This is a genomic window from Enterococcus sp. MSG3299, from assembly GCF_050555765.1.
Lineage (GTDB): Bacteria > Bacillota > Bacilli > Lactobacillales > Enterococcaceae > Enterococcus > Enterococcus faecalis.
In genome coordinates, this window is the sequence record NZ_CP187869.1 from 2,732,501 (window position 1) to 2,756,145 (window position 23,645).

Below are 23,645 nucleotides of genomic sequence, written 5' to 3' on the forward strand. Positions count from 1 at the left end.
GACCAGAGAGCCGCCTTCGCCACTGGTGTTCCTCCATATATCTACGCATTTCACCGCTACACATGGAATTCCACTCTCCTCTTCTGCACTCAAGTCTCCCAGTTTCCAATGACCCTCCCCGGTTGAGCCGGGGGCTTTCACATCAGACTTAAGAAACCGCCTGCGCTCGCTTTACGCCCAATAAATCCGGACAACGCTTGCCACCTACGTATTACCGCGGCTGCTGGCACGTAGTTAGCCGTGGCTTTCTGGTTAGATACCGTCAGGGGACGTTCAGTTACTAACGTCCTTGTTCTTCTCTAACAACAGAGTTTTACGATCCGAAAACCTTCTTCACTCACGCGGCGTTGCTCGGTCAGACTTTCGTCCATTGCCGAAGATTCCCTACTGCTGCCTCCCGTAGGAGTCTGGGCCGTGTCTCAGTCCCAGTGTGGCCGATCACCCTCTCAGGTCGGCTATGCATCGTGGCCTTGGTGAGCCGTTACCTCACCAACTAGCTAATGCACCGCGGGTCCATCCATCAGCGACACCCGAAAGCGCCTTTCACTCTTATGCCATGCGGCATAAACTGTTATGCGGTATTAGCACCTGTTTCCAAGTGTTATCCCCCTCTGATGGGTAGGTTACCCACGTGTTACTCACCCGTCCGCCACTCCTCTTTCCAATTGAGTGCAAGCACTCGGGAGGAAAGAAGCGTTCGACTTGCATGTATTAGGCACGCCGCCAGCGTTCGTCCTGAGCCAGGATCAAACTCTCATAATAAAAGTTAGAACAATCTTGCGATTGTTAAGCTCAATTTGTTTGCTAGCATATTGCTTGCTTGTTAAAAATGTTTGTTGTCTTGAATTGAATCAAGACGCCCTACACATTTGGTTCGTCTATTCTTTGTTCAGTTTTCAAAGGTCTACGTTACCTCGCAGCAACTTTTATATCATAACAAACTTTCGTTTGAATGTCAAGAACTTTTTTAAAAAAGTTTTTTAAGTTGTTTTGCTCGGTTGTTGTTGTCTGTTGTGACAACTTCTATATCTTATCATCTCGTTTGTTATTTGTCAACAACTTTTTTGTTGTTTTTTCAAACTTTTTTCGAGATATTTGAAATCAAGAATTGTTATTTAATTATTGATTTCTGAATCGCTCAGCTGTGTGACTCGCCTTGCGACATGTAATAATATACCAAGATTTCAAGCATTGGTCAATCATTATTTTCACTTTTTTTAAAATTTTTTTCAATACCGATTATTATGATTGGTCTAGGTATTTTTGTTCGTTTTTTACCCCCTTTCATCCTTTTTTGACTATAGTTTATTAACTTTTAGCAAAATCTTCTAAATTTATCGTAATATATCAAGGATTTTGTCCTTTTTAGCAATTATTTGTTAAAATATGGAAAAGAGATTTTTTATATATGGAGGAAATGAACGCTTATGAAAATTTTAGTTGCAGATGATGATAAAGAAATTGTAGAACTATTGAGTATTTATATTCATAATGAAGGATACGAAGTCGTGAAAGCTTATGATGGAAAAGAAGCATTATCCAAATTGCACACAACACCAGATATCGATTTATTAATCTTGGACATTATGATGCCAATTATGGATGGAATGGAAGTAGTGAAAGAACTTCGAAAAGAATCGCAAATTCCAATTATTATGTTAACAGCAAAAACAACCGATATGGATAAAATCAAAGGCTTAGTTGCTGGTGCAGACGATTATGTCACCAAGCCTTTTAATCCTTTAGAAGTAATGGCTCGGGTAAAGTCTATTTTACGTAGAAGCCAAATGCAATTAACCAAAGAGGAACCCGATGAATTAGAAGTCGGCCCATTAATGATTAATAAGGACTCTCACGAAGTCAAAACAATAGAAGGAAAAGAAATTCAATTAACCGCTCTTGAGTTTGGTATCCTCTATCTATTAGCTAGTCATCCAAATCGTGTGTTTAGTGCGGATGAAATTTTTGAGCGTGTGTGGCAACAAGAAAGTATTGTTTCTGCTAAAACCGTGATGGTTCACGTCAGTCATTTAAGAGATAAGATTGAAGAAGCAACTGGTGGAGAAAAAGTCATTCAAACAGTGTGGGGAGTTGGATATAAGATCGATGCTCGTTAAACCTAAAAAGATTGAAAAACAAAAACGAATTACCTTAACTTCTAAAGAAATCAGCGAGTTATTAGCAGAAGCAATTGTGACAATTGTTTTATTACTACTATTAAATGTCTCAATTATGTTCCTTTTAGGACAACTACTTAGTGAAAACTCGCCCTTAGCTGGTGTCATCTGGGCCACTAAGGATGCGGTCGCTAAAGAATTAAATACTGATTTGTTTTGGAGCTGGAATAAATTTGTCTTACCCATTTTCTTTTTAGTAGATGCAGCTGTTCTCTATTGGCGCTTAATTCGTCGCTACCACCAAATGCAATTGCGTCATATTATCAGTGAGTTACATTACATCGCTGATGGTAATTACAATCACCGCATTCCGTTTGAATTAAGTGGTGATTTAGCAAAAGTCGTGACGAGTATTAACGGTCTGGTGGATAGTACTGTCGCAGCCATTGAAGATGAACGGCGAATTGAAAAATCAAAAGATGAATTAATTACGAATGTCAGTCATGATATTCGGACACCGTTAACTTCTATTATTGGTTATCTGGGATTGATTGAAGATCGTCAATTTCATAGCCAAGAAGATTTACTGAAATATACGCATACCGCTTACGTCAAAGCGAAACAAATGAAATTATTAGTTGATGATCTTTTTGAATATACAAAAGTCCGTCAACCAAGTGTACCGATTCATACGACGACTTTTGATATGGCACAATTAATTGAACAGCTTGCTGCCGATTTTGAATTGGAAGCGAAAAAGATTAATATGCAAATCCAAGTAAAAGCCAATCCAGCTTCTTTAATGATGGAAGGCGATACGGAAAAACTAGTCCGAGTCTTTAACAACCTTCTTTCAAACGCTTTGAAATATGGCAAAGGTGGCCATCATATTGTAATGGAAGTAGACAAAGTCGGCACCGAAGCAATTATTGCTGTTCGCAATGATGGACCAGCTATCCCTAAACATTCTTTAGATCAGTTGTTTGACCGCTTCTATCGTGTCGAAGAATCCCGATCACAAGAAACGGGGGGTACTGGTTTAGGTCTGGCTATTGCACAAAGTATTGTCGCTTTACATGGTGGATATATTTATGCGAAGTCTGATCAAAAGTGGACTTCCTTTATTATTCATCTACCCTTACAGCGTACCAACAAGAAATCAGAGAGTTAATTGACATCCCTGAACTTTTTCGGTATTCTATAGAAAAGAGAAAACTAAGAGAAAAAGTATTTATGGCACTGAATTCCAGAGAGTTTGCGGGGGTGCGAGCAAACATTCATCTATAAAGAAGTCCGTCTCTTCCAGGTGTCCAGCGAAATAAGTTGGAACGGTCTGCAGCCGTTATCTGCAAATCAAGGGCAGTAACATTACTGAACTTGGGTGGTACCGCGAGATTTCCAGTCATTTCGTCCCAAGAATATTTATTTTTGGGGTGAGATGGCTTTTTTGTTGTTTTCTACAACAGTTATTATTGATTATGTACTAATTTTAAGGAGGAAAAAATATGTTAGATGTAAAAATGATGCGTCAAAATTTTGACGAAGTAAAAGCAAAGCTACAAACCCGTGGCGTGAAAGAAGAAATCTTAGTGGAATTTCTGCGTTTAGATGAAAGTCGCCGTGATTTATTAGTCAAAGTCGAAGAAATGAAAAAATACCGGAATGATGTGTCTGCTGAAATTGCTCAATTAAAACGAAACAAAGAAGATGCAACGGCCAAAATCGCGGAAATGAAAGAAGTCGGCGGCAATATTAAAGCATTAGATGCAGAAATTAACGCTATTGACGAAGAGCTACGTGGGATCACAACTACTTTACCGAATTTGCCAGATGATTCTGTGCCTGTTGGTGCTGGTGAAGAAGAAAATGTAGAAGTACGTCGTTGGAGTGAACCAAGAACTTTTGCTTTTGAACCAAAACCACACTGGGAAGTCGCTGAAAACTTAGGCATTCTAGATTTTGAACGTGGTGCCAAAGTAGCTGGTAGCCGTTTTGTTTATTACAAAGGCTTAGGTGCTCGCTTAGAACGTGCGTTATACAACTTCATGTTAGATTTACATGTTTATGAACATGGCTATACAGAAATGATTACGCCTTATATCGTTAATGACACCGCCATGTTCGGAACTGGCCAATTTCCTAAATTTAAAGAAGATGTCTTCCAATTACAAGATACAGATTTAACGTTAATCCCAACGGCAGAAGTCCCGTTAACTAATTACTACAACAATGAAATTTTAGATGGAAAGGATTTACCGATTTACTTTACGGCCTTGAGCCCTTCTTTCCGTTCTGAAGCTGGTAGCGCTGGTCGTGACACACGAGGATTAATTCGTTTACACCAATTTAATAAAGTCGAAATGGTTAAATTTAGTGATGCAGAGCATTCTTATGAGGAATTAGAAAAAATGACGAATAATGCCGAAGAAATTCTGCAAAAACTGGGATTACCTTACCGTGTCATGGCTCTTTCAACAGGTGACATGGGCTTCTCAGCTGCGAAAACTTATGACTTGGAAGTTTGGATTCCCGCTCAAGAGACATACCGTGAAATCAGTTCATGCTCAAACTGTGAAGATTTCCAAGCGCGCCGTGCGATGATTCGTTACCGTGATGAAAATGATAAAGTCCAATATGCGCATACACTCAATGGTTCTGGTTTAGCCGTAGGACGGACAGTCGCTGCTATTTTAGAAAACTACCAAAACGAAGATGGCTCTGTGACTGTACCAGAAGTCCTAGTTCCTTACATGGGTAACCTAACAGTTATTAAATAAAGGGAAGATGAAGGTCGTTGTCTGATATCAGATAACGGCTTTTATTCTATAGGAAAAGGAGCCTGTAACAAAAATCACTTTGGATTTTTGTTACAGGCTTAAAAATTGATAAACGGCGGAAACAGAAGCAAATCCTTCATTCTACAGAAAAAGAGGCAGACGTCGAAATGACGTCTGCCTCTTTTAAATTTCAAAAAAATCAGCTTTTATTTTATTGAACAGAATAGTTTGGTGCTTCTTTTGTGATTTGAACGTCATGTGGATGTGATTCTTTCAATCCGTTACCACTCATTTGAACAAATTGTGCTTCTTCACGCAACGCTTTCAGGTCTGCTGCACCGACGTAACCCATCCCTGATTTCAAGCCACCGATTAATTGGAAGACAATATCAGAAACGCTTCCTTTGTAAGCAACACGTCCTTCGATTCCTTCTGGCACTAATTTGTTTGCTTCATTGACACTTCCTTGGAAGTAACGATCACTTGATCCTTTTTCCATTGCACCTAATGAGCCCATGCCACGGTAAGTTTTGAAACGACGGCCTTGATAAATTTCAAATTCGCCTGGAGATTCATCTGTACCTGCTAACATACTTCCTAGCATTACAGCATGTCCACCAGCAGCTAAGGCTTTCACGATATCACCAGAATATTTAATACCGCCATCAGCGATAATTGCTTTACCATATTCTCTAGCTACAGAAGCAGCATCATAAATCGCTGTTAATTGAGGAACACCAACACCAGCAACGACACGTGTTGTACAAATTGAACCAGGTCCAATACCAACTTTGACAACGTCAACGCCGACATCATACAATGCTTTGGTTGCTTCAGCAGTGGCAACATTACCAGCAATTAATGTTGCTTCAGGGAACGTTTCACGAATTTCTTTAATTTTGCGAATAACGCCGGCACTATGGCCATGTGCAGTATCGATAACAATCGCATCGGCACCTGCTTCTAATAATGCTTCCGCACGTTCGAACGTATCACTAGTAACACCGACTGCTGCCGCCACAAGTAAACGACCGTGTTCGTCTTTGGCAGCATTTGGGAATTCAATCACTTTTTCAATGTCTTTAATTGTAATTAAGCCACTTAAGCGACCTGCTTCATCAACGATTGGTAATTTTTCGATTTTATGTTTTTGTAAGATTTTTTCTGCATCTTTTAAAGATGTGCCAACTGGCGCAGTGACTAAATGATCTTTTGTCATGACTTCTTCGATTTTGATTTGGTAGTCGGTTACAAAACGCATATCACGGTTTGTAATAATTCCGACTAATTTACGGTTTTCCATTGTTTCTACAATTGGCACACCGCTAATACGGTAACGACTCATTAATTCTTCTGCATCCGCTACTAAGTTTGTTGGTGTTAGAAAGAATGGATCAATGATAACGCCGCTTTCAGAACGTTTGACTTTACGTACTTCGTCTGCTTGTTGGGCGACAGTCATATTTTTATGTACGACACCTAGTCCACCTTGACGAGCCATCGCAATTGCCATATTACTATCTGTAACAGTATCCATACTGGCACTCATCAATGGAATATTTAACTTGATATTTTTAGCTAATTGTACACTCATGTCTACATCATTTGGTAAGACATGGCTTTCTGCAGGGATTAATAGCACATCATCAAATGTAAGACCTTTTTTCGCAAATTTTGTTTCCCAATTTGACATTTTTTTGTCCACTCCTCGACTTAATTTTATATATGAAAATAACAGATAATACTAAGGAAGTCAACTAGATTTGTTTAAATAATCAATGAGGAATAAAGGACAAAACGCCGAAATCGGTTTGTCCTTTATTCAACTCTTCCTAATTAAGGTCCTACTTTCATCGTTGTTCTTTTATCTTGTGTTTCTTTTTTTGTTGTAAAAATCGGCTAAATCCAAAACCGCCGACAGAAAGCAAGGTCATCATTGTCCCTATTTTTTGCACTTTTGTTCTTTGGTAACGGATGTCGACATGTCCTGTACCAGATAAAGAAAGAGCGGCTAAACCTCCTTGATTGGTTAGGCTCATTTTTTTAGCGCCCGTTTGGTTTTTCATTTGAATCGTGGCTTGATAGCCTAAGTAATAAATAAAAGGAACGGTCACCTTCGCTGATTGCTTCACCACTTGGTAGTTAAATGAAATTTTCCCATAAGGCATTCTAACATTTGTAATGGTTACTTGTTCTGCCGAATAATCAAGTGGTCGTTTTTTCTGTTTCAATAATTCCTGATAATTGATTTCATCTGGCAAATATTCATGGCCCGCACCGATATAAAAAGGCGTTGGTTGCTCATACTCAGCTTTTGTTAACAGGCGACCTTGTTGTGACTGAATACTTTGATATTGATAAATGCCTAAATTGCTGATGGCAAGGAAAACCAACAAAGCCACAGTCCAAGATTTACGGAAAACGCCCCATTCGTCTTGAGCAATGAAAAAAGCGAGCATTACGGAAAGAATCCCTAAAAACCGCCAAGGAAACTGAATCGTATTTAAAGGCGTGTGGTTCAGCCAGTGCCAAGGAAAAAGCGTGGTAACCATCAATAAGAGTACCAGCGTCAAACCAATAAACCGTTTGTTCTGAATTTTTTTGCTGGCAAGCGAAACCACTGCTACAACAAGTCCCACAAACAAAAGGGTTCCTAGATTCGCTGTTTTCGCGTGAAAAACACTGCTCTTTAAACTATTAATGAAAAGAGAATCAATGGGATAACTTCTTTCGGAAATATAAGTGAGTGGATTGGATGTAACTTTAAACACTTGATTTTTCATTTGTTCAGCAACTGGTAAAAGATAAAAGGCCAGCCAAAGCAGCGTCAGACCTGCAGCCTTCGCTAATGCCCACAGGACCTCCTTTTTAAAAAACTGCTGCCAATAAAACAGAATGTATAACCCAATCCAAATAGAAACCATTTCAATAGAAATAAAGTGAGCCAACCCAATGCCAGTCATCGCCAGCGTTAACAACGGCCAACATTTCGTGGTTCCCTTTCGTAATAAAAACAGGCTCGCTAAGACCAACGGAAAAAAGCTTAGCGCCAAAAATTCTCCTAACGCTTGGCGATTAAACAAGTCTTGCATGCGGTAAATAGATAAGCCATACAAAATGGCAAAGAGATAGCTTCTTTTTTTAGAGAGCGCCATGAATCGGCCTGCATAATAAGTAAGACTGAATGTTGCCAAATTTACCGCAAACACAAAAATCGCCATACTAGCGACAAAGGAAAAACCCAGAACACGCAAAAGCGCAGGTAAATAAAGATACGCATCTGGATAAAACAAACTAGAGGCATAGCCATAGCCTCCCAAGAAAAAATAATTGATTTTAGGAAACCAGTCGTTGTTTTTAATTGCTAATGCGAGACCTTCCACCCGATTTTGATGAAAGCGGAAATCACTTGCTCGTAAAAAATTCTCTTGAAAATAGACAAAATAGAGAGAAAGTCCACTTAATAAGAGAAAACTAATAAAAATGAGTAGCCGCTCGTGTTGACGGCACCAAGACTTCACTTGTTGTCCCATAAGAGGCTCCTTTCTTTAGCAAACTTCTGAAAACAGAAGCCTGGGACACTAGTTTTTTCGACTAATCCCCCAGGCTTTAACTGTTAAAACGCTCTATTGAGAGAGCGAATTTGCTTGTTGCAGTTTCTGCGTCAGCCGAGCGCATTCACAATTGAGCGCGCGCCGTTTATTGACGTGTCATGAAACTACCTTGAATATTGTATTTTTTCTTGAAGAAATAGCGTGCTACAAAGGCTAACGCACCGATTACTAAAGCAATCATCGGATCTAAAATGGGATTGATCACTGGTGGCAGCATTGCTGAACCAGCGAAAACTGCAATCCACAAGAACATTCCGCCAAATAGAATGGCAGTCGTTTTTAACCAACCAGGACGTTTGCTTTTGTCGCCACCTTGACGATCAAAACGGTAAACATATTTGTGCATTAGATAGAAAACATAACCCCCAGCCATCGCACCTAAGATATATGTGGTTAATCCGAGAGGTTGTGCGGTTCCTTTTGAAAATAGAGACATCGCCGCTAACATGATTGTTAATAAACCAAGTAATAGTAAGGTATTGTCGAGCCAAATCATCCAGCCCGCTGGTTCTTTGACTTCTGCTGGTTTATTTAAAATTGCTTCCGTCCGTTCTGAAACAGTGCCAAATAACTGACGGGCTGTTTTGCCTGTTTTTTGACCGGCTACTAATTCTGGTAAAATACCGTGTAGAGCCAATGCTAGCTCCTCTTCAGATAAATTAGCCGCTTTTAATGATTTTTTTAAGTCAAAAATGTATTGTTCATTTCTTTTAGTCAAATTCTGTTCTAATTGACGATTCTCAGCCACGATTGCTCGTAATGCTTCTGCTTCCATAGTTGTATCCTCCTCACCCTCATGTAGAGGGAACCTCTTTCTAAACGGCTGAATGGCCTTAAATATGTGGGCTTACCCCAAAACAAATTGCTTGTTGGGCATGGCATGGGTCTTTTCTTAAACGTTAAAACGGAACAACATAACATCGCCATCTTGAACGACGTAGTCTTTTCCTTCTAAACGAACACGGCCCGCTTCTTTGGCAGCTTGCATATTGCCATATTTATCTAGGTCTTCATAAGAAACTGTTTCCGCACGAATGAAGCCTCGTTCAAAGTCACTGTGGATAATCCCAGCTGCTTGAGGTGCCTTGATTCCCTTACGGAACGTCCACGCACGAACTTCTTGTTCACCAGCTGTAAAGTAGGTAGCTAAGCCTAACAAATCGTACGCCGCACGAATCAATTGATCTAAGCCAGATTGTTCAATGCCCATTGCTTCTAAAAATTCAGCCTTGTCTTCTTCAGAATCCAATTCAGCAATTTCTTCTTCTGCTCGCGCACTAACTACGATTACTTCCGCATTTTCACTGGTTGCAAAATTACGAACTTGTTGTACATACTCATTGTTGTCTGGATCCGCCACTTCATCTTCTGAAACATTTGCTACATAAAGGACCGGCTTTGTGGTTAATAAGAAAAGAGATTTAACAATTTTCTCTTCTTCTGGCGTAAATTCAATCGTACGAGCAGATAAACCTTCTTCTAAAACTGGTTTAATTTTGTCTAAAACAGCTAATTCTTCCACCGCTTCTTTATCTTTTGCTTTCGCCATTTTAGCCACGCGAGTATAGCGCTTATTGATTGAATCTAAATCTGCTAAAATTAGCTCTAAATTAATTGTATCAATGTCTGCTAAAGGATCAACGAAATCCGCATCTCGATTTTGTTCACGCATGATATTTTCGTCATCAAAACAACGAACCACGTGACAGATTGCATCTACTTGACGAATGTGACTTAAAAACTGATTTCCCAGTCCTTCTCCTTTGCTGGCACCTTTAACAATTCCGGCGATGTCTGTAAATTCAAACGTTGTGGGAACTGTTTTTTTCGGTTTTACTAGTTCTGTCAAGCGTTGTAAACGGGCATCTGGTACTTCAACCATGCCGACGTTCGGATCAATCGTTGCAAAGGGATAATTTGCAGCTTCTGCTCCTGCTTTTGTAATTGCGTTAAATAGGGTCGATTTACCAACGTTTGGTAAGCCGACAATTCCAGCTGTTAGTGCCATTTGTTTTCCACTCTTTCTCTCAGTCTATTCTCTTTTCTATTAGAGGCATCAAAGCATTAGTCTGCTTTTTTCTCGATTACTTTTTTTAATTTTTTAGTAAAATCACGACGCGGCATCATGACAATATGCCCGCAATTCGTGCACTTGATTTTGATATCAGCGCCCATGCGAATGATTTGCCAACGATTTGCTTGGCAAGCATGCGGCTTTTTCATTTCGACAATATCGCCTAAATCATACATGTTCCAAGCCTTCTTTCTTCTCTTACTTATATAAAAATACCATGATTACAATACCATTTTTTAACGAAACTAGCAAAAGGATTTGTGACTTTCTGTCTTACTTTCTCACTTTGCTTTTTATTCCTCGTCAAAATGAATATCTAAAATATCTAAAATTCTAGCCAAATCCGAAGAGGACAAGTACTCAATTTCAATTTTTCCTTTGCCTTCTTTTTCTTGAATCGCTACGGTTGTCCCAAATTTATCCATTAAGCGGTCTTCACTTTCTCGAATATAAATGGGTTTTTCTTTGATGGCTTTTTTCGCTTTTTTGCCCTTTTTGCCTTGTGTTTCGTTTAATTCAGCGACAAGTTGTTCTAATTGTCGAACCGTTAAATTGTCTTTAATACAACGATTAGCTAATGGCAATAGCTGTTCTTTGTTCTTCAAGCCTAATAACGTCCGTGCTTGACCCATTGACATGCTTTGTTTTTGAACCATTGCTTTGACCGCATCTGGTAAAGTTAGCAACCGTAAATAATTGGCAATATACGGGCGACTTTTTCCCAAACGTTCTGCGACTTCCGCTTGTGTTAATTTCAAATTTTTCATTAGCATTTCATAGGCTTCTGCTTCTTCTAGCGGATTTAAATCTTCCCTTTGTAAGTTTTCCAAAACAGCAACTTGCATCATGGATTCTTCATCAAATTCGCGAATAATTGCGGGAATTTTTTCTTTGCCGGCTAATTTAGAAGCCCGGAACCGACGCTCACCTGCAATAATTTCATAGCCTTTAACTGCCGATTTACGAACAATAATCGGTTGAAACACACCGGAATGTAGAATCGAGTTTGCAAGTTCTTGTAAAGAGGTTTCATCAAATGTTTTCCGCGGTTGGTAAGGATTGGGACGAAGTTCGTTTAATAGAATTTCTGTCACTTGTTCGTTCTTAACGTCGACATCTTCTAGCTTTGCGATATCTTGAAACAAGGCATCGATGCCTCTGCCTAAACCTTTGCCTTTATTCATTCTCCAACACTTCCTTTGCTAGTGCTTGATACACTTCGGCACCTTTTGAGCGAATATCATAGTCAATGATTGGTAAACCATGACTTGGTGCTTCGGATAAACGGACATTTCTTGGAATAATCGTGTCATAGACTTTTTCACGGAAATATTTACGGACTTCTTCAACGACTTCGGCACCTAAATTGGTCCGAGCATCGTACATGGTTAACAAGACCCCTTCAATTTTCAATTCAGGGTTAAAATGTTTTTGAACCAAGCGAATCGTATTTAGCAATTGACTCAAGCCTTCTAATGCGTAATATTCACATTGAACAGGAATTAGAATCGAATCACTTGCTGTAAAAGCATTGATTGTTAAATGCCCTAGAGAAGGCGGGCAATCAATTAAAACGAAATCATACATGTCTCTTACTTCATCAATTGCTAATTTCAAGCGCGATTCTCGAGCCATCATTGAAGTTAATTCAATTTCGGCGCCTGCTAATTGAATAGTTGCAGGGACAATATCTAAATTTTCACGGCTGGTATGTTGAACCACGCTAGTGATTGGTTCTTCATTTACAAGGACATCATACACATCGTGTGCGACATCTGGTTTAGGAACACCCATGCCACTGGTAGCATTTCCTTGTGCATCAATGTCGATCAGTAAGACTTTTTTGCCTAAGTTTGCTAAACATGCGCCTAAATTTACAGTGGTCGTTGTTTTACCAACACCGCCTTTTTGGTTCGCTACAGAAATAATTCGTGTCATGTGTGTGCCTCCATCTTATTTAATCGGTTGTTTATTTGGTAATCCAGGTTTTCTGGGATATTTTTTAGGGGTTTCTTTTTTCTTTTGAATCACGACAATGTGGCGTTCGTCTGCCGTAATCGGCAAAGTAAAACCAACTTCTTTTTGAAATTGACCGCCTAATGTAGCGATTGCAGGTTTTGCTTCATTAATTTCTTCTTCACTTTTCGATGCTTTTAAGGCTAAAAAATAGCCTTCTTTTTTAACTAAGGGTAAACACAGTTCACTTAAAACATTTAATCGTGCAACTGCTCGCGCTGTAACGTAATCAAACGCGCCACGAAATTCTGCTTTTTGACCAAATGTTTCTGCACGATCATGATACAAAGAAACATTAGCCAAACCTAGTTGATTCACCAACTCTGTTAGGAAAGTAATTCGTTTATTTAAAGAGTCAACAATTGTGACATTTAATGAAGGAAAAACAATTTTCAAAGGAATACTTGGAAATCCTGCGCCTGCGCCAACATCACAAATGGCTTTGTCACTGGCAAAGTCTTCAAAGAATGCCAACGAAACAGAATCATAGAAATGTTTCAAATAAACTTCTTTTTCTTCTGTAATGGCTGTTAAATTCATTTTTTCATTCCATTCTACTAGTAAATGGAAATATTGGTCAAATTGTGTCATCTGTTGGTCTGTCAATTCAATGCCTTTTGCGGCTAATAGTTGTCTAAATTCTTCGGGTAGCATAAAGACTCCTTCCTTTTTTGTGAAACAGAAAAATGTTTCACAATCATCTTTTCCTACTTTAACGCAAATAGCAATTTCTTGCAATGCTTTTCGGAAGATTTTTGCCTGAATGATAAAAGAAAAATCCGCCTTTTTGTGTAGTAAAAAGGCTCTAGCCCACGGGCCAAAATGTTCAATTGGCGGCAACGAAAACCGCCTTTCTCTAAGAGTAAAACAAGCCAATGTTTCATGTGAAACATTGGCTTGTTTTACTTACTATAATCATCGCACTTTATTTGTCGTTCTCTGCGGTAGTCGTATTCTTGGATACGGGGACTTAACCAACCTTTTTTGGCTGTTTTTCGTAATTGATGATCAAATCTCCCTGGTGGTGAACTATCTAGTAATTCATGGGTACGATTATTCCGATTTGCATAATTAAACGATTCACCATTCAAGACTTTTTCCTGGTATTCATTGTTTTTGGCCGCTTGATAATAAGCTGGATTACTAATTAATCTGCCTCGCCAGTCTTCAACTAACACATCCCACTGGGTTACAAAGGTCCCTTCTTCATTCAAAATAAACTCACTGTGAAAATTAGGCGTCAATCGTTTCTTATTAATTAAAGAATAAGATGCCCCCTCAGGGTATTTGTTGTGTAAACGAGCAGAGCTTTTTTTCAGCTTCCGCCCGCCCATTCCTTGCGGCTTGGCCGCAAAAACATAGCGTTTTAATGCCTGTTCATCGGTGTCCCCTTCTTGTTTAAAAAAATCGCGGATATACGTGATATTTTGACGATCAATATACATTCTTAATTGATGTATCTTTTTCGCTTTCTCTTGGTTAAAGCTCCCAAGAAGACCTAACGGATAGGCTTTTTGAACTGTTTTTGCCAACAAATCCCAAAACGTCGCATGCGGTGCAACCGTCTTCGAGAAACGATAAGGTCCTACTAATTGCAACATGCCATGCTGATCCAACACTGCACCTAATTGCCATAACAGTAACGAGAGCTTTTCTTGCGGACGATAAGCCGAAAAGCGAAATAATCGCTCATACGCTGAAGAGCCCACTTCTTCCACTTCAGAAAACAGTTCCGTGACTGCTGTTTTCGCTTGCTCAAGTGGCAAGAAACGCGTGTCTTTTATGGCGCTTTCCACTAATCCATAAACAGCTTGGCGGTCCCAGCCAGCGTCAATCGCCGCCTCTACACCAGCACTCATTGCTTGTTGTAATTCTTGCCAACGTCCCATCTTCTCGCCGCCTTTTTCTATATACTTCTTCTATAATGATAATCCTTTCCCCGCAAAATGCCAACTGCTTTAACGCAAAAAAACAACCCGCCCTTTGGGGAAGGGCGGGCGGAGGAGTTAAAAAATGAAAAAGTGTTTTGTTAGGGTTTTGTTTATCGGGTATGTTTAAATAATAGCCGTTAAATGTGAAGAAACTATGGTAAAAATGCGCCTTCTTTTCAACAAAATTTTGAAAAAGTCTCTTCAGAAATTAAGATTTTTTTGCGAAGTTGCCCACTGGCTACTCCCATTCAACATATTATATATTTAATATCTATAAAATCACAAAAGAAATATACACAATAATGAATATTTATTCAACGGTTGATAATCCAACAAAAAAGAGCATGGGACAAAAATCACTTTGGACTTTTGCTCCACGCTCAAAAACTGATAAACGGCGGGAACAGAAGCAACTCCTTCGGAAATAAGCCGAAATTCTCCAAAAATTATAGAACAATTTTCGGAAATTCCTTCTTATTTCTCGGAGTTAAACACTTCTATCCCGACCTCTTTCAACTAAATTAAATGATTTTCTCTTAAAATATCACCAATATACGTATCCTCAAATTTCTTCACAAAGTGTTCAACCATTTTGCGTTCCACGAACGGCATATCCATTTCTGTTAATTTTTTCTTGTCAGATAAATAATAAACAGAGTTTGCTAAGACGCGCAAGTCGTATGCAGAAGCAAACACTTCTGGTACTCCGCGTTCAACCTCTAGCAATTGATAAACAGCTTCCATCGCTGTCCGTACAGAATACTCTGTTGTAAACACCGTATCTCGTTCAGTATCTGCGAAGTTCCCAATGAAAGCAAGATTTTTAGAGCCGTTTGGTACAACTAATGGTCGATCGCCTGGTTCTCTTAACATAAAGTAAGAAGTGATAAACGGCATATAAACCGGAATAGTGGTAGCCGATTCTTCTGAAATACGTTCAATTTCCCCTTCTGGGACCCCTAAATGATAAAGTAACTCTTGCGTAATTTCTTGGCCTGTACATTGTTCGATTGGTTTTTTAATATAATTTCCTGGTTTATTAGAAAGTAATCCATATACCCAAGTTATAGATTGTTGATCATTTTGTTCTTTAAAATGCGGTTGTCTATGCATAGCGAAACTCATCATCCAATTAGAGTCTTTGATAGTAATAATACCACCTGTGACAATTTTTCCTGTGCGTAATTTACGATGTGTTAACCGAGAAAGATACGGTTCAATATCGAAATTTTCCCACGTAATCGTTGCTGAGACAAACCAACTTTCATCTGGTAAATTTTCACAGAAAACTTCTGGGTGCCCAAATTCTGGGGATTGTTTTGCTAAGTTTTTCCAGAGATTCCAACTTCCCCCTAGTTCATGAGTAATTGGTGCTGGTGTATGATGATCTCCTTGCGTCGAACTTTCAGTAATTGAGCCATTCGTTACGAAGACTAAATCATTTTCAGTTAAAGGAATTTCTTTGGTTTTGCCCGCTTGTGTCAACAATAATCGCCGAGCAACTTTAGTAGCTCCTTTGATGTCGACTTGGATATCATTGATCGTTGTTTCATATTGAAAGTCTACCCCTTGATTGGTTAAAAAGCTTAATAATGGTTTCACTAACGATTCGTATTGATTGTATTTGGTAAACTTCAAGGCTGTAAAGTCAGGCAAACCTTTGATGTGGTGGATAAAGCGCATGATGTAACGGCGCATTTCAATGGCAGAGTGCCATTTTTCAAAAGCAAACATTGAACACCAATAGATCCAAAAGTTGGATTCAAAAAATTCTTCGCCGAAAACATCTTCAATTTTTTTGCCAATTAATTGATCTTCAGAAGTCATAAATAAATCAACGATTTCTTTTTGTGCTTTTTTGGATAAAGTAAATTGTCCATCATCTGGGACACGTTCGCCACGGTTATGAATAATGCGGCAATTTGAAGAATTCGGATCATCTAAATCTAAACGGTAAAACTCATCTAGGACAGAGGCATCTTCTACTTCTAATGATGGTACCGAACGAAATAGATCCCACAAACACTCGAAATGGTTTTCCATTTCGCGTCCGCCGCGAGTGACAAAGCCATCATGGGGAATAAATTTACCATCTAAAGAACCGCCAGACAGCGTGAGTTCTTCAAAAATGTGAATATTTTCGCCCTTCATTTGACCGTCACGAATTAAGAAAACAGCCGTTGCTAAACCTGCTAGGCCACCACCAACAATATAGGCACTCTTGTCATCTACACCTTTTGGTTTTCTTGGTCGAGCAAATGCTTCATAATTTCCATTTGTGTATCTCATTCTCGTTTCCTCCTATCATTTGATACCCTCATCATACTGCTACCAAAAAAAATACCCAAAAGATAACCCTTTTTTTTAAGAAATTCTTTGACAAATAAAGAAAATTGTCTAATTTTTAAGCAAGTGAATAATCGTAGATGTTTCATGTGAAACAAAAAAAGAACGAGAAGAAAAATGGCCGCTTTTTCTTCTCGTTCTTTTTATGTTAATTCTTTTACCGTTTCTACTCCAAAAACAGTAACCCAATCTTCCTGAAAATCAGTTACTGCTTTTTGAATGGCGGGCATTGCCAAGCCTTGTGTCACGAGTTCTGGTGCGATAGTGACCGCTTGCGCCCCCATTTGACAGGCTTGATTAATTTGTGCCACGTTTTTAAAACTAGCAGCTAAGATCTTACTCTTTGCGTTCGTCCGTTTAATTTCTGCAGCTAAATGCTCAATAACCTTTTGAGAATCAATTGTTAAATTCTCCATCCTATTATAATACGGCGCTAAATAATCTGCACCTGCCGCAATCGCTAGGTAGCCTTGAAATTCTGTATAAATAGCGGTTGCTGTTATCCGATAATTTGCCTGCTTTAGTTGTTTGATGGCTGCCAAGCCTGCTTCATTGACTGGGATTTTAATGAATGTTTCTTGGCCTAATTGTTGTACAATGGTTTGGGCATCTTCTAGCATCTCTTCTGTCGTTTGACCGACCACTTGGACGTGCAAACTCGCTTGTCCAATCGTTTTTTTGATTTCTTTCATCTGCGCAAAGAAGTCAATTTTTCCTGCTTGTTTAACAATACTGGGATTAGACGTTACGCCTGCCAGTGGTAAAATTTTCTGATACTTTCGAATAGCCTCAAGATTAATTGTATCTAGCATAAATTCCATCTTTTACGTTCCTCCCTTAAACGATAATTATAGAATAGTGATTGTTGTACCAACAGTTATTTCAGGAATAGCTTTTTCTTCAACATATAATGTACCTGGTAATTCAGGTGTTGTTGCGCCATCAAATTTAATAGTAATGTGACCCAATGTGTCTAAATTAGTTAATACTACCTCGCCTACAGCGGTAATCTGGTAAGTTTGTTCATCAATCACTAACGTTTGCTTGTCCGTAATCGCTTCTGTGACTGGCTGAACCTCAATGTTATAACAATAATCTGCTAAAGCATCTGGTGCATCTTTTCCAAATAAGATGACCATTTTTTCTTCTTTAAATAATTCGGCTTCTGGCCCAATAGACTGAACCTTTGTTGTAAATACTGACATTTCCCATCCTCCAAAAAAATTTTTTAACTATACAATCCAAAACTTGCTAACCAAGCAACTAGTACTCGAGGGGCACCATTTAAGAAACGAGAATATAAAACAGAAGGGACCCCGACTTCAACGGTTTCAGCTTCAGCTTCTTCCAAGCCTAAGCCCACGGGAATAAAGTCGCACGCGTTTTGTGTATTAATAGCAAACAATGCTGGTAAGGCTAGTTGTGGCGGAATGTTGCCTTTCCCAATTTCCACACCAATTAACGTACCAATTACTTGGCTGATTACTGCTCCAGGACCTAATAAAGGAGAAAGAAACGGCAGAGAACAAATAAAACCAATAATTGTTAAACCCACAATGTTTCCTGCCAATGGCGCCATGATATTGGCAAAAAATTCACCAATTCCTGAACCTTGAATCACACCAATTAATAAAGAAACAAATGCCATAAACGGAATCACTGTGTTGATCATCGTTTGTACGCCTTCACGGGCTGATTGGTTGAATGTCGCTACAACTTTTCCTGCACCCATACCAATTTTCGCAACAAAACTTTGTTGTTCCGCTTTTTGTTCAGTAATTTTTTTACTTGTATCATATTTAAATTCTGTTTTTTTCGAGGTGGGCTTTTCTGTATCAGCAGCAGCTTCTTCTGATGTCAATGTAATCTGTTTCGGGCCTACAGCGGAAACATAAATTGTCTCATTAATGTATTGTGCTAAGGGACCACTTTTGCCAGTTGGAACAACGTTAATAGTAGGAATTCCTTTTTTAGGATAAATTCCGCAACGAAGAGTGCCTCCACAATCAATAATGGCTAATGCGATTTCATCATCTGGAATCGATGTCTTAAAACCATTGACCGCTTCCATTCCTGTCAATTCTACGATTTTATCAACAATTGCGGGTTTCTCGCCGCCACCTGTAATGTAAATAAATTTATGTTTTTCTTCTGTCGGTGTAATCACTAAGGGCCCACCATAACCGCCATTTCCTTTAACTACCTTAATACTATTGTACGTCATCTCACCTTGCTCCTTTCTAATCCACAGCAATCTCTACTGTTTTACTAAGGGTAATTCCTTGTTGTTTGCAAACATAGGCGGTAGTGAAATCGGTAACCCAACCGCCAATAAAATTCATTAATATCCCTACAAACATATAGCGAATCGCTAGGTCCATCGAATTTAGTCCTAACGTATCAATCCCTTGCGCAATCCCTAACCAAACGAACAATTCACCAGGATTAATATGAGGAAAAACTCCATTACTGGTATGACAAAATTGCGCTTGTGCAGCATAATAGCTAGGTTTATAGTATTCTGGTAAAAATCGAGCCATCGTAAAGGACATTGGATTGCCTAACATAAAAGCGGATAAAAAAGGCAGCACTAAATATCGCGTAACAGGATTTTTGGCAGAAAGTTTGGCTACCTTGGTTACTCTTTCTTCTCCTAGAAAAGCAATTAAAGTATTCATAGCTACCATTAACATCAAAACAACAGGTACGATGCCTGTCATCCAAGAAATAAATGTTTCTGCTCCTGTTTGGAAAAGGTGCATAAATCCTTCCGCAAATTTTGTAATATAAGACATTACTCGACACTTCCTTTCAATTTTGTTTGTACTTTATTTTTCCATAATTGCCATTGAATTTTGGCTCCATTAAGCGGCGTTAATGGTTGTGTTTCTTGATAATTGCCAAACTCAACACGTAAGTAAATTTCTCGTGCATTTTCCATCGCTTGTTGGGTTAATTTATTTTCCTTTTGTACGAGTGGATGGTAATGATCCATATAATGAATATCCTCGTTCACATACTGAGGTAAGGGATGAAATTTAGCTAGAACGGTGACACCTTGCATCTTTCTAGCGGCTAAGATTTTCCCTTGCGAATCCACAGCAAATAAGATAATCGTGCCAGCTTTTAACTTCCCTGCACGTCGACCAATCGCGACTTTCCCTAATTGTCGCAATTCTTGGTAGTTTTGATTAAAGTGTTTAATCTGTTTCATTCCCATAGCTATCTGAACAAAGTAAGCTGTTAAAAAAAGCGCTCCGAATACGTAGATAAAGCTCATATGATAATCCCCTTCCTTTGCATCCACTCTTTAACCGCTAAAACATCTCGTTGCTTCCGTAACTCATTACGTAAACGTTCGTCTCCTGCGATTGTAAACAAGCGGTCATATAGTTGTAGTAACTCTGCTTCAACAGTGGCCGTCAGCTCTTCTGGAATACCCAACAGCAAAATAACATCAACTTTACCTTCTGATGTAACCAGTGATTCTTCAAAAACCCCAATCGATAAAATAATCGTTGGTAAGGCTTGATTAATTGTATGGGGAAAGGCAATCCCCGATTCAAAAATAGTTGTTTGTTGATCTTCTCTAGTAAAAATTCGTTCGATAAATTGAGGATCTACTAATTTTTCTGCTTCTAAATCAGCAACCATTTTCTGGATATTCGCTCGGTAACCTTGAGTATTCTCTAATAATTGATAGGTCATATGAATATTTTGAGATTCCACGGAACGAATTTCTTTTGCTCTCTGCCACTCATTTCTGAGCCAAGTATCGTTAAATAAATTAGTTAAATGGATCATCGGTGTTTGTGGTCGAATATTTTTTAAGGGAATGGTTGTAAAAATAGCAAAATATTGATTCAATTCTCTTCTCTCTGCCTCTTCTTCAGAAAAATGGGCAATCTGGACGTCTGGACCCAAAACTTTTTCCAATTGCCGCTGAATGATCAAGGCCGTTCCATGACCTGTACTGCAGATTACAGCGATTTCTTTTTTGGCTCCCGCTTCATAGTTCCCTCTCAATGCTAGTTCAAAATACAAAGCGAGATACCCAAATTCAACCGTCGGCACACAACGATTTAACAAACGGCCCAATTCTTGCAAGCCAATTTTGGCTAATTCATAGGCCAAAGGATATTGACGTTCAATTTCTCCATAAAATAAATCGTGACATTCCACATGAAAAACGAGTCGATTCATCACGTTTCTTAAATGATCTTTCATTTCTGAAAACAAGAAGTCCTCATCAAATTCAACAACAACTGAATGATGAATTTTTTTCATCATTTTTTGAAAATAGTCAGCTAAGAGTCCTTCATCAGCCAATAAAGAATTACGAATATGGTTTGTGTTGATGTTAAAAGGAAAGCTGATAAAGGAACGTTCCCATTGGCTTAACGTTACATTATAGGTTATTTCCAAATGATACATCAGTTCTTCAATCTGCTCGTTATGACGAACATAATCAACATATTCTGGTGGTAGTTCCGTAATGAGTTTTCCAGCTAAAACACGCTGCAAAACAATTGAAACCACTCTTCGTAAAAGAAAACTATCTTGTTTTGCTAGTCTTGTTTCTTTGATTATTTTTTGTATCATTTGTTTGGTAGTTTCATGAAGAAACTGTTCTTCAAAATATTCTTGGACGTAATTCACATGAAGTAAGCGTAAATCAAACTCTTTTCCTTCTAAATGAATGCCACGGTTTGGCGTGCCTACAACCGCAACCTGCCAAGGAGCAATCAGCTCTTTCATGCGCTTAATGTCTTTATTAACTGTGCCGCGACTAACGGCGAGTTCTTCGGATAAATCATAAGTTGAAATAAATTGATCTTCTTCTATTAATCGTTTGATAATGTAGGAAACACGCTTGCTTGAAGAATTAAAATCAGATTCCCTTTTTAGCCGTCCAGACAAAACCTCTTCAAAACCTTCAAAGTTATTGATTTCTAACTGAAAGAGATTTTCCTTCTGAATAATTTGGGCGATACCGATTAATTCATCATTCAATGTATCAATGTTTTTACGAACTGTTTGAGGACTTGCGGCTAATTTTTCTTGCAATTCCTGTAAGCTCATTCCTTTGTGATCAACTAGTAATTTTATTACTTGGTACCATCTATTTACTAGCGTCATTTAGTTTTCCCACCTCTATCCTCTTGTTTTACCTCCAGCTACGTTTGTGGTGATGCCTGTAATATAGCTTGAACGGTCTGATAAATAATAGCATACTAAGTCAGCGACTTCATGGAGTTTTCCGCTACGACCTAATGGAATCGTACTTGTTTTTGAATAACCTGCTCGCAATTGCTCCACAGAAATGTTTCGTGTATAAGCCAATGCTTCTTCGTATGCTAAAGTGCGCAAGCCCGTTTCTTCCATAATGCCTGGCGCAATCCCCACGACACGGACGTTTGATTTTCCTAACTCTTTAGCCCATGAACGTGTATAACTGCTGACCGCTGCTTTCGTTGCAGCGTAGGCGCTTTGCCCTTCGGAGCCTTCTAATCCAGCTTCTGAAGACATATTAATAATGACACCTGCTTGTTTTTGTACAAGAATCCGGCCCACTGCTTGGCTCATTAGGTAGAGCCCTTTTTGATTGATGGCTACAATTTTGTCGAATACCTCATCCGATAATTCATAAGGCCCATGAGGATGATTTTTATCCACCAATAGACGAGGAATATTGATTCCGGCATTATTTACTAGGCCATCTACGGTTCCAAATTTTTCCACCACTTGAGCGACACCCGCTTCTACTTCTGCTCGAGAAGTTACATCGACTTTCACAAAGAGTAAATGCTCATGTTGCGTTTCTGATGCTGAAATATCAAAATTAGCGACATAGACCTCTTGTGCTAACAAGCTTTCAACAATGCTGCGACCAATACCAGATGAGCCTCCTGTAACAATCACTACTTTTCCTTTAATTCCTAACCAATCTGTCATTTGTTCCACTCCTATCATTTGTTTGCGCTTTCAGTATAGGTCAGTTTGTGAAATTATTTAAGACAGTCTTTTTTTGCAGTTTAGAAAAAAAAGTAGACTAATTCAAAACAAAAAAGCAGTTGCTTCTTCACAATCAATCATCCGTGAAGAAGCAACTGCTTCAAATTTTTATTATCCTTGCACTTTCGCGATTTTTCCTTGTTCGATGTACTCGAATAGTTAAATACCTAGTATTCACAAATGTTGATTTATAGGTATTTATTTATATAAGATTTTGTTCATAAATTTTAGCACGTATTATTGTGTGTATTCCGTATTCAATCTTCATTAACTACAAGCATTAATTTATATTTGTGACAAAAACTCTTCAAAAGTCATTACTCTTATATCGTACTTCAACAATTTATTATATAATTGCTTATCATTAGTTACCAAAGTATATCCTTTTGTTACTGCAGTTTCTCCAATCAGCGCATCATTTACATTTGTTTTTCCTTCGTTTAGTAATTTCTCATACACCTTGCCATTCCCCAGTCCACCACTTCCTATCGGCGTATGATTTAAAATAAATGTAGTTGTAGGTATTTTTTTAATGTTTTCTTCCTTAATCATACTAAATATACTTAACATTTTAGCTCGCTTAATTTCTGGAATATCCATTAATTCTTGTTCTTGCACATAAGTCATATAAAAATTGTTATTGTTTTTTATACGCTCAAATTCAGCTAAATTCTCTATTACTTTATCAAAAGCATTTGTATCAAACATGAAGTTCATAATAATTCTCCTCGCTAAATCATCTAATCTATTATACC

Annotated in this window: 21 protein-coding genes, 1 rRNA gene and 1 other annotated feature (1 of these 23 cut by a window edge); of the genes, 3 read left to right on the plus strand and 19 right to left on the minus strand. The window is 38.6% G+C overall.

Translation table 11 applies throughout. The features are described from left to right. Positions 1-762 (minus strand): 16S ribosomal RNA (locus tag IGL23_RS13380); it reaches 799 nt to the left of the window's first position. Between the two features lie 665 nt (positions 763-1,427). On the opposite strand from IGL23_RS13380, the gene IGL23_RS13385 reads away from it, so the two are divergent. The 3 genes from IGL23_RS13385 (at position 1,428) to serS (ending at position 4,894) form a co-directional block, all read left to right on the plus strand. Further along, the gene (locus tag IGL23_RS13385; RefSeq protein WP_002355963.1) at positions 1,428-2,117 is read left to right on the plus strand and encodes a response regulator transcription factor; all 690 of its coding nucleotides are present in this window, start codon (positions 1,428-1,430) and stop codon (positions 2,115-2,117) included. After that, positions 2,107-3,288: a sensor histidine kinase gene (locus IGL23_RS13390; RefSeq protein WP_002363566.1), complete on the plus strand. Its 1,182-nt coding sequence runs from the start codon at positions 2,107-2,109 to the stop codon at positions 3,286-3,288. Before IGL23_RS13385 ends, IGL23_RS13390 begins: the two co-directional genes overlap by 11 nt. Positions 3,289-3,328: 40 nt before the next feature. Continuing rightward, positions 3,329-3,535 (plus strand) — a binding site (T-box leader). Positions 3,536-3,622: 87 nt separating this feature from the next. Beyond that, entirely contained in the window at positions 3,623-4,894 is a 1,272-nt protein-coding gene (gene serS / locus IGL23_RS13395; RefSeq protein WP_002355965.1) for a serine--tRNA ligase, read from the plus strand. Between the two features lie 211 nt (positions 4,895-5,105). Here serS and guaB read toward each other — a convergent pair whose 3' ends face one another. The 18 genes from guaB to IGL23_RS13485 form a co-directional block, all read right to left on the minus strand. Continuing rightward, on the minus strand, positions 5,106-6,587 hold the full coding sequence (gene guaB, locus IGL23_RS13400; protein WP_002355966.1) for an IMP dehydrogenase: 1,482 nt from the start codon (positions 6,585-6,587) through the stop codon (positions 5,106-5,108). 157 nt (positions 6,588-6,744) lie between these two features. Continuing rightward, positions 6,745-8,427: a 6-pyruvoyl-tetrahydropterin synthase-related protein gene (locus tag IGL23_RS13405; RefSeq protein ID WP_033595501.1), complete on the minus strand. Its 1,683-nt coding sequence runs from the start codon at positions 8,425-8,427 to the stop codon at positions 6,745-6,747. Between the two features lie 166 nt (positions 8,428-8,593). Then, the gene (locus IGL23_RS13410) at positions 8,594-9,283 is read right to left on the minus strand and encodes a DUF1129 domain-containing protein (protein ID WP_002363563.1); all 690 of its coding nucleotides are present in this window, start codon (positions 9,281-9,283) and stop codon (positions 8,594-8,596) included. A 117-nt stretch (positions 9,284-9,400) separates the two neighbouring features. Next, complete coding sequence (gene ychF / locus IGL23_RS13415; protein ID WP_002355971.1) at positions 9,401-10,516, minus strand: redox-regulated ATPase YchF; 1,116 nt, start codon at positions 10,514-10,516, stop codon at positions 9,401-9,403. A gap of 56 nt (positions 10,517-10,572) precedes the next feature. Beyond that, positions 10,573-10,758, minus strand: coding sequence for a DUF951 domain-containing protein (locus IGL23_RS13420; RefSeq protein ID WP_002355974.1), 186 nt, complete (start codon positions 10,756-10,758; stop codon positions 10,573-10,575). A 117-nt stretch (positions 10,759-10,875) separates the two neighbouring features. Next, positions 10,876-11,766 carry a ParB/RepB/Spo0J family partition protein gene (locus IGL23_RS13425; protein WP_002355975.1) on the minus strand — a complete coding sequence of 297 codons (891 nt, stop codon included), beginning with the start codon at positions 11,764-11,766 and terminating at the stop codon, positions 10,876-10,878. Further along, positions 11,759-12,520: a ParA family protein gene (locus tag IGL23_RS13430; protein ID WP_002355976.1), complete on the minus strand. Its 762-nt coding sequence runs from the start codon at positions 12,518-12,520 to the stop codon at positions 11,759-11,761. The genes IGL23_RS13425 and IGL23_RS13430 overlap by 8 nt, the downstream gene beginning before the upstream one ends. 15 nt (positions 12,521-12,535) lie before the next feature. After that, positions 12,536-13,252, minus strand: a complete 717-nt coding sequence (rsmG, locus tag IGL23_RS13435; protein ID WP_002355977.1) for a 16S rRNA (guanine(527)-N(7))-methyltransferase RsmG — start codon at positions 13,250-13,252, stop codon at positions 12,536-12,538. Between the two features lie 248 nt (positions 13,253-13,500). Further along, a complete protein-coding gene (locus tag IGL23_RS13440) occupies positions 13,501-14,487 on the minus strand; it encodes a DUF3114 domain-containing protein (protein WP_002379815.1) in 987 nt (328 codons plus the stop codon). Between the two features lie 558 nt (positions 14,488-15,045). Continuing rightward, positions 15,046-16,818 carry an oleate hydratase gene (locus tag IGL23_RS13445; protein ID WP_002361446.1) on the minus strand — a complete coding sequence of 591 codons (1,773 nt, stop codon included), beginning with the start codon at positions 16,816-16,818 and terminating at the stop codon, positions 15,046-15,048. A 200-nt stretch (positions 16,819-17,018) separates the two neighbouring features. Further along, positions 17,019-17,696, minus strand: coding sequence for a fructose-6-phosphate aldolase (locus tag IGL23_RS13450; RefSeq protein ID WP_033594394.1), 678 nt, complete (start codon positions 17,694-17,696; stop codon positions 17,019-17,021). 27 nt (positions 17,697-17,723) lie between these two features. Continuing rightward, positions 17,724-18,080 (minus strand): PTS glucitol/sorbitol transporter subunit IIA, encoded by a 357-nt coding sequence (locus IGL23_RS13455; RefSeq protein WP_002355981.1) that lies wholly within the window; start codon positions 18,078-18,080, stop codon positions 17,724-17,726. Between the two features lie 23 nt (positions 18,081-18,103). Then, positions 18,104-19,099, minus strand: a complete 996-nt coding sequence (srlE, locus tag IGL23_RS13460) for a PTS glucitol/sorbitol transporter subunit IIB (protein ID WP_002355982.1) — start codon at positions 19,097-19,099, stop codon at positions 18,104-18,106. A gap of 16 nt (positions 19,100-19,115) precedes the next feature. Continuing rightward, on the minus strand, positions 19,116-19,670 hold the full coding sequence (srlA, locus tag IGL23_RS13465) for a PTS glucitol/sorbitol transporter subunit IIC (RefSeq protein ID WP_002355983.1): 555 nt from the start codon (positions 19,668-19,670) through the stop codon (positions 19,116-19,118). Continuing rightward, a complete protein-coding gene (locus IGL23_RS13470) occupies positions 19,670-20,155 on the minus strand; it encodes a transcriptional regulator GutM (protein WP_033594393.1) in 486 nt (161 codons plus the stop codon). The genes srlA and IGL23_RS13470 overlap by 1 nt, the downstream gene beginning before the upstream one ends. After that, positions 20,152-22,014, minus strand: a complete 1,863-nt coding sequence (locus IGL23_RS13475) for a BglG family transcription antiterminator (RefSeq protein WP_033594392.1) — start codon at positions 22,012-22,014, stop codon at positions 20,152-20,154. Before IGL23_RS13475 ends, IGL23_RS13470 begins: the two co-directional genes overlap by 4 nt. A 15-nt stretch (positions 22,015-22,029) precedes the next feature. Further along, positions 22,030-22,830 (minus strand): SDR family oxidoreductase, encoded by an 801-nt coding sequence (locus IGL23_RS13480; protein WP_002355987.1) that lies wholly within the window; start codon positions 22,828-22,830, stop codon positions 22,030-22,032. 345 nt (positions 22,831-23,175) lie between these two features. Then, on the minus strand, positions 23,176-23,607 hold the full coding sequence (locus IGL23_RS13485; RefSeq protein ID WP_033594391.1) for a type II toxin-antitoxin system VapC family toxin: 432 nt from the start codon (positions 23,605-23,607) through the stop codon (positions 23,176-23,178). Positions 23,608-23,645: the final 38 nt, after the last annotated feature.

Bases quoted from the DNA above. Each gene is read 5' to 3' on its own strand.
- IGL23_RS13390 (WP_002363566.1), top strand. From the start codon at position 2,107: ATGCTCGTTAAACCTAAAAAGATTGAAAAACAAAAACGAATTACCTTA.
- IGL23_RS13430 (WP_002355976.1), bottom strand. From the start codon at position 12,520: ATGACACGAATTATTTCTGTAGCGAACCAAAAAGGCGGTGTTGGTAAA.
- srlE (WP_002355982.1), bottom strand. From the start codon at position 19,099: ATGACGTACAATAGTATTAAGGTAGTTAAAGGAAATGGCGGTTATGGT.
- srlA (WP_002355983.1), bottom strand. From the start codon at position 19,670: ATGTCTTATATTACAAAATTTGCGGAAGGATTTATGCACCTTTTCCAA.
- IGL23_RS13445 (WP_002361446.1), bottom strand. From the start codon at position 16,818: ATGAGATACACAAATGGAAATTATGAAGCATTTGCTCGACCAAGAAAA.
- IGL23_RS13480 (WP_002355987.1), bottom strand. From the start codon at position 22,830: ATGACAGATTGGTTAGGAATTAAAGGAAAAGTAGTGATTGTTACAGGA.
- IGL23_RS13405 (WP_033595501.1), bottom strand. From the start codon at position 8,427: ATGGGACAACAAGTGAAGTCTTGGTGCCGTCAACACGAGCGGCTACTC.
- IGL23_RS13450 (WP_033594394.1), bottom strand. From the start codon at position 17,696: ATGGAATTTATGCTAGATACAATTAATCTTGAGGCTATTCGAAAGTAT.
- IGL23_RS13410 (WP_002363563.1), bottom strand. From the start codon at position 9,283: ATGGAAGCAGAAGCATTACGAGCAATCGTGGCTGAGAATCGTCAATTA.
- IGL23_RS13455 (WP_002355981.1), bottom strand. From the start codon at position 18,080: ATGTCAGTATTTACAACAAAGGTTCAGTCTATTGGGCCAGAAGCCGAA.
- IGL23_RS13385 (WP_002355963.1), top strand. From the start codon at position 1,428: ATGAAAATTTTAGTTGCAGATGATGATAAAGAAATTGTAGAACTATTG.
- ychF (WP_002355971.1), bottom strand. From the start codon at position 10,516: ATGGCACTAACAGCTGGAATTGTCGGCTTACCAAACGTTGGTAAATCG.
- guaB (WP_002355966.1), bottom strand. From the start codon at position 6,587: ATGTCAAATTGGGAAACAAAATTTGCGAAAAAAGGTCTTACATTTGAT.
- IGL23_RS13425 (WP_002355975.1), bottom strand. From the start codon at position 11,766: ATGAATAAAGGCAAAGGTTTAGGCAGAGGCATCGATGCCTTGTTTCAA.
- serS (WP_002355965.1), top strand. From the start codon at position 3,623: ATGTTAGATGTAAAAATGATGCGTCAAAATTTTGACGAAGTAAAAGCA.
- IGL23_RS13475 (WP_033594392.1), bottom strand. From the start codon at position 22,014: ATGACGCTAGTAAATAGATGGTACCAAGTAATAAAATTACTAGTTGAT.
- IGL23_RS13440 (WP_002379815.1), bottom strand. From the start codon at position 14,487: ATGGGACGTTGGCAAGAATTACAACAAGCAATGAGTGCTGGTGTAGAG.
- IGL23_RS13485 (WP_033594391.1), bottom strand. From the start codon at position 23,607: ATGAACTTCATGTTTGATACAAATGCTTTTGATAAAGTAATAGAGAAT.
- rsmG (WP_002355977.1), bottom strand. From the start codon at position 13,252: ATGCTACCCGAAGAATTTAGACAACTATTAGCCGCAAAAGGCATTGAA.
- IGL23_RS13470 (WP_033594393.1), bottom strand. From the start codon at position 20,155: ATGAGCTTTATCTACGTATTCGGAGCGCTTTTTTTAACAGCTTACTTT.
- IGL23_RS13420 (WP_002355974.1), bottom strand. From the start codon at position 10,758: ATGTATGATTTAGGCGATATTGTCGAAATGAAAAAGCCGCATGCTTGC.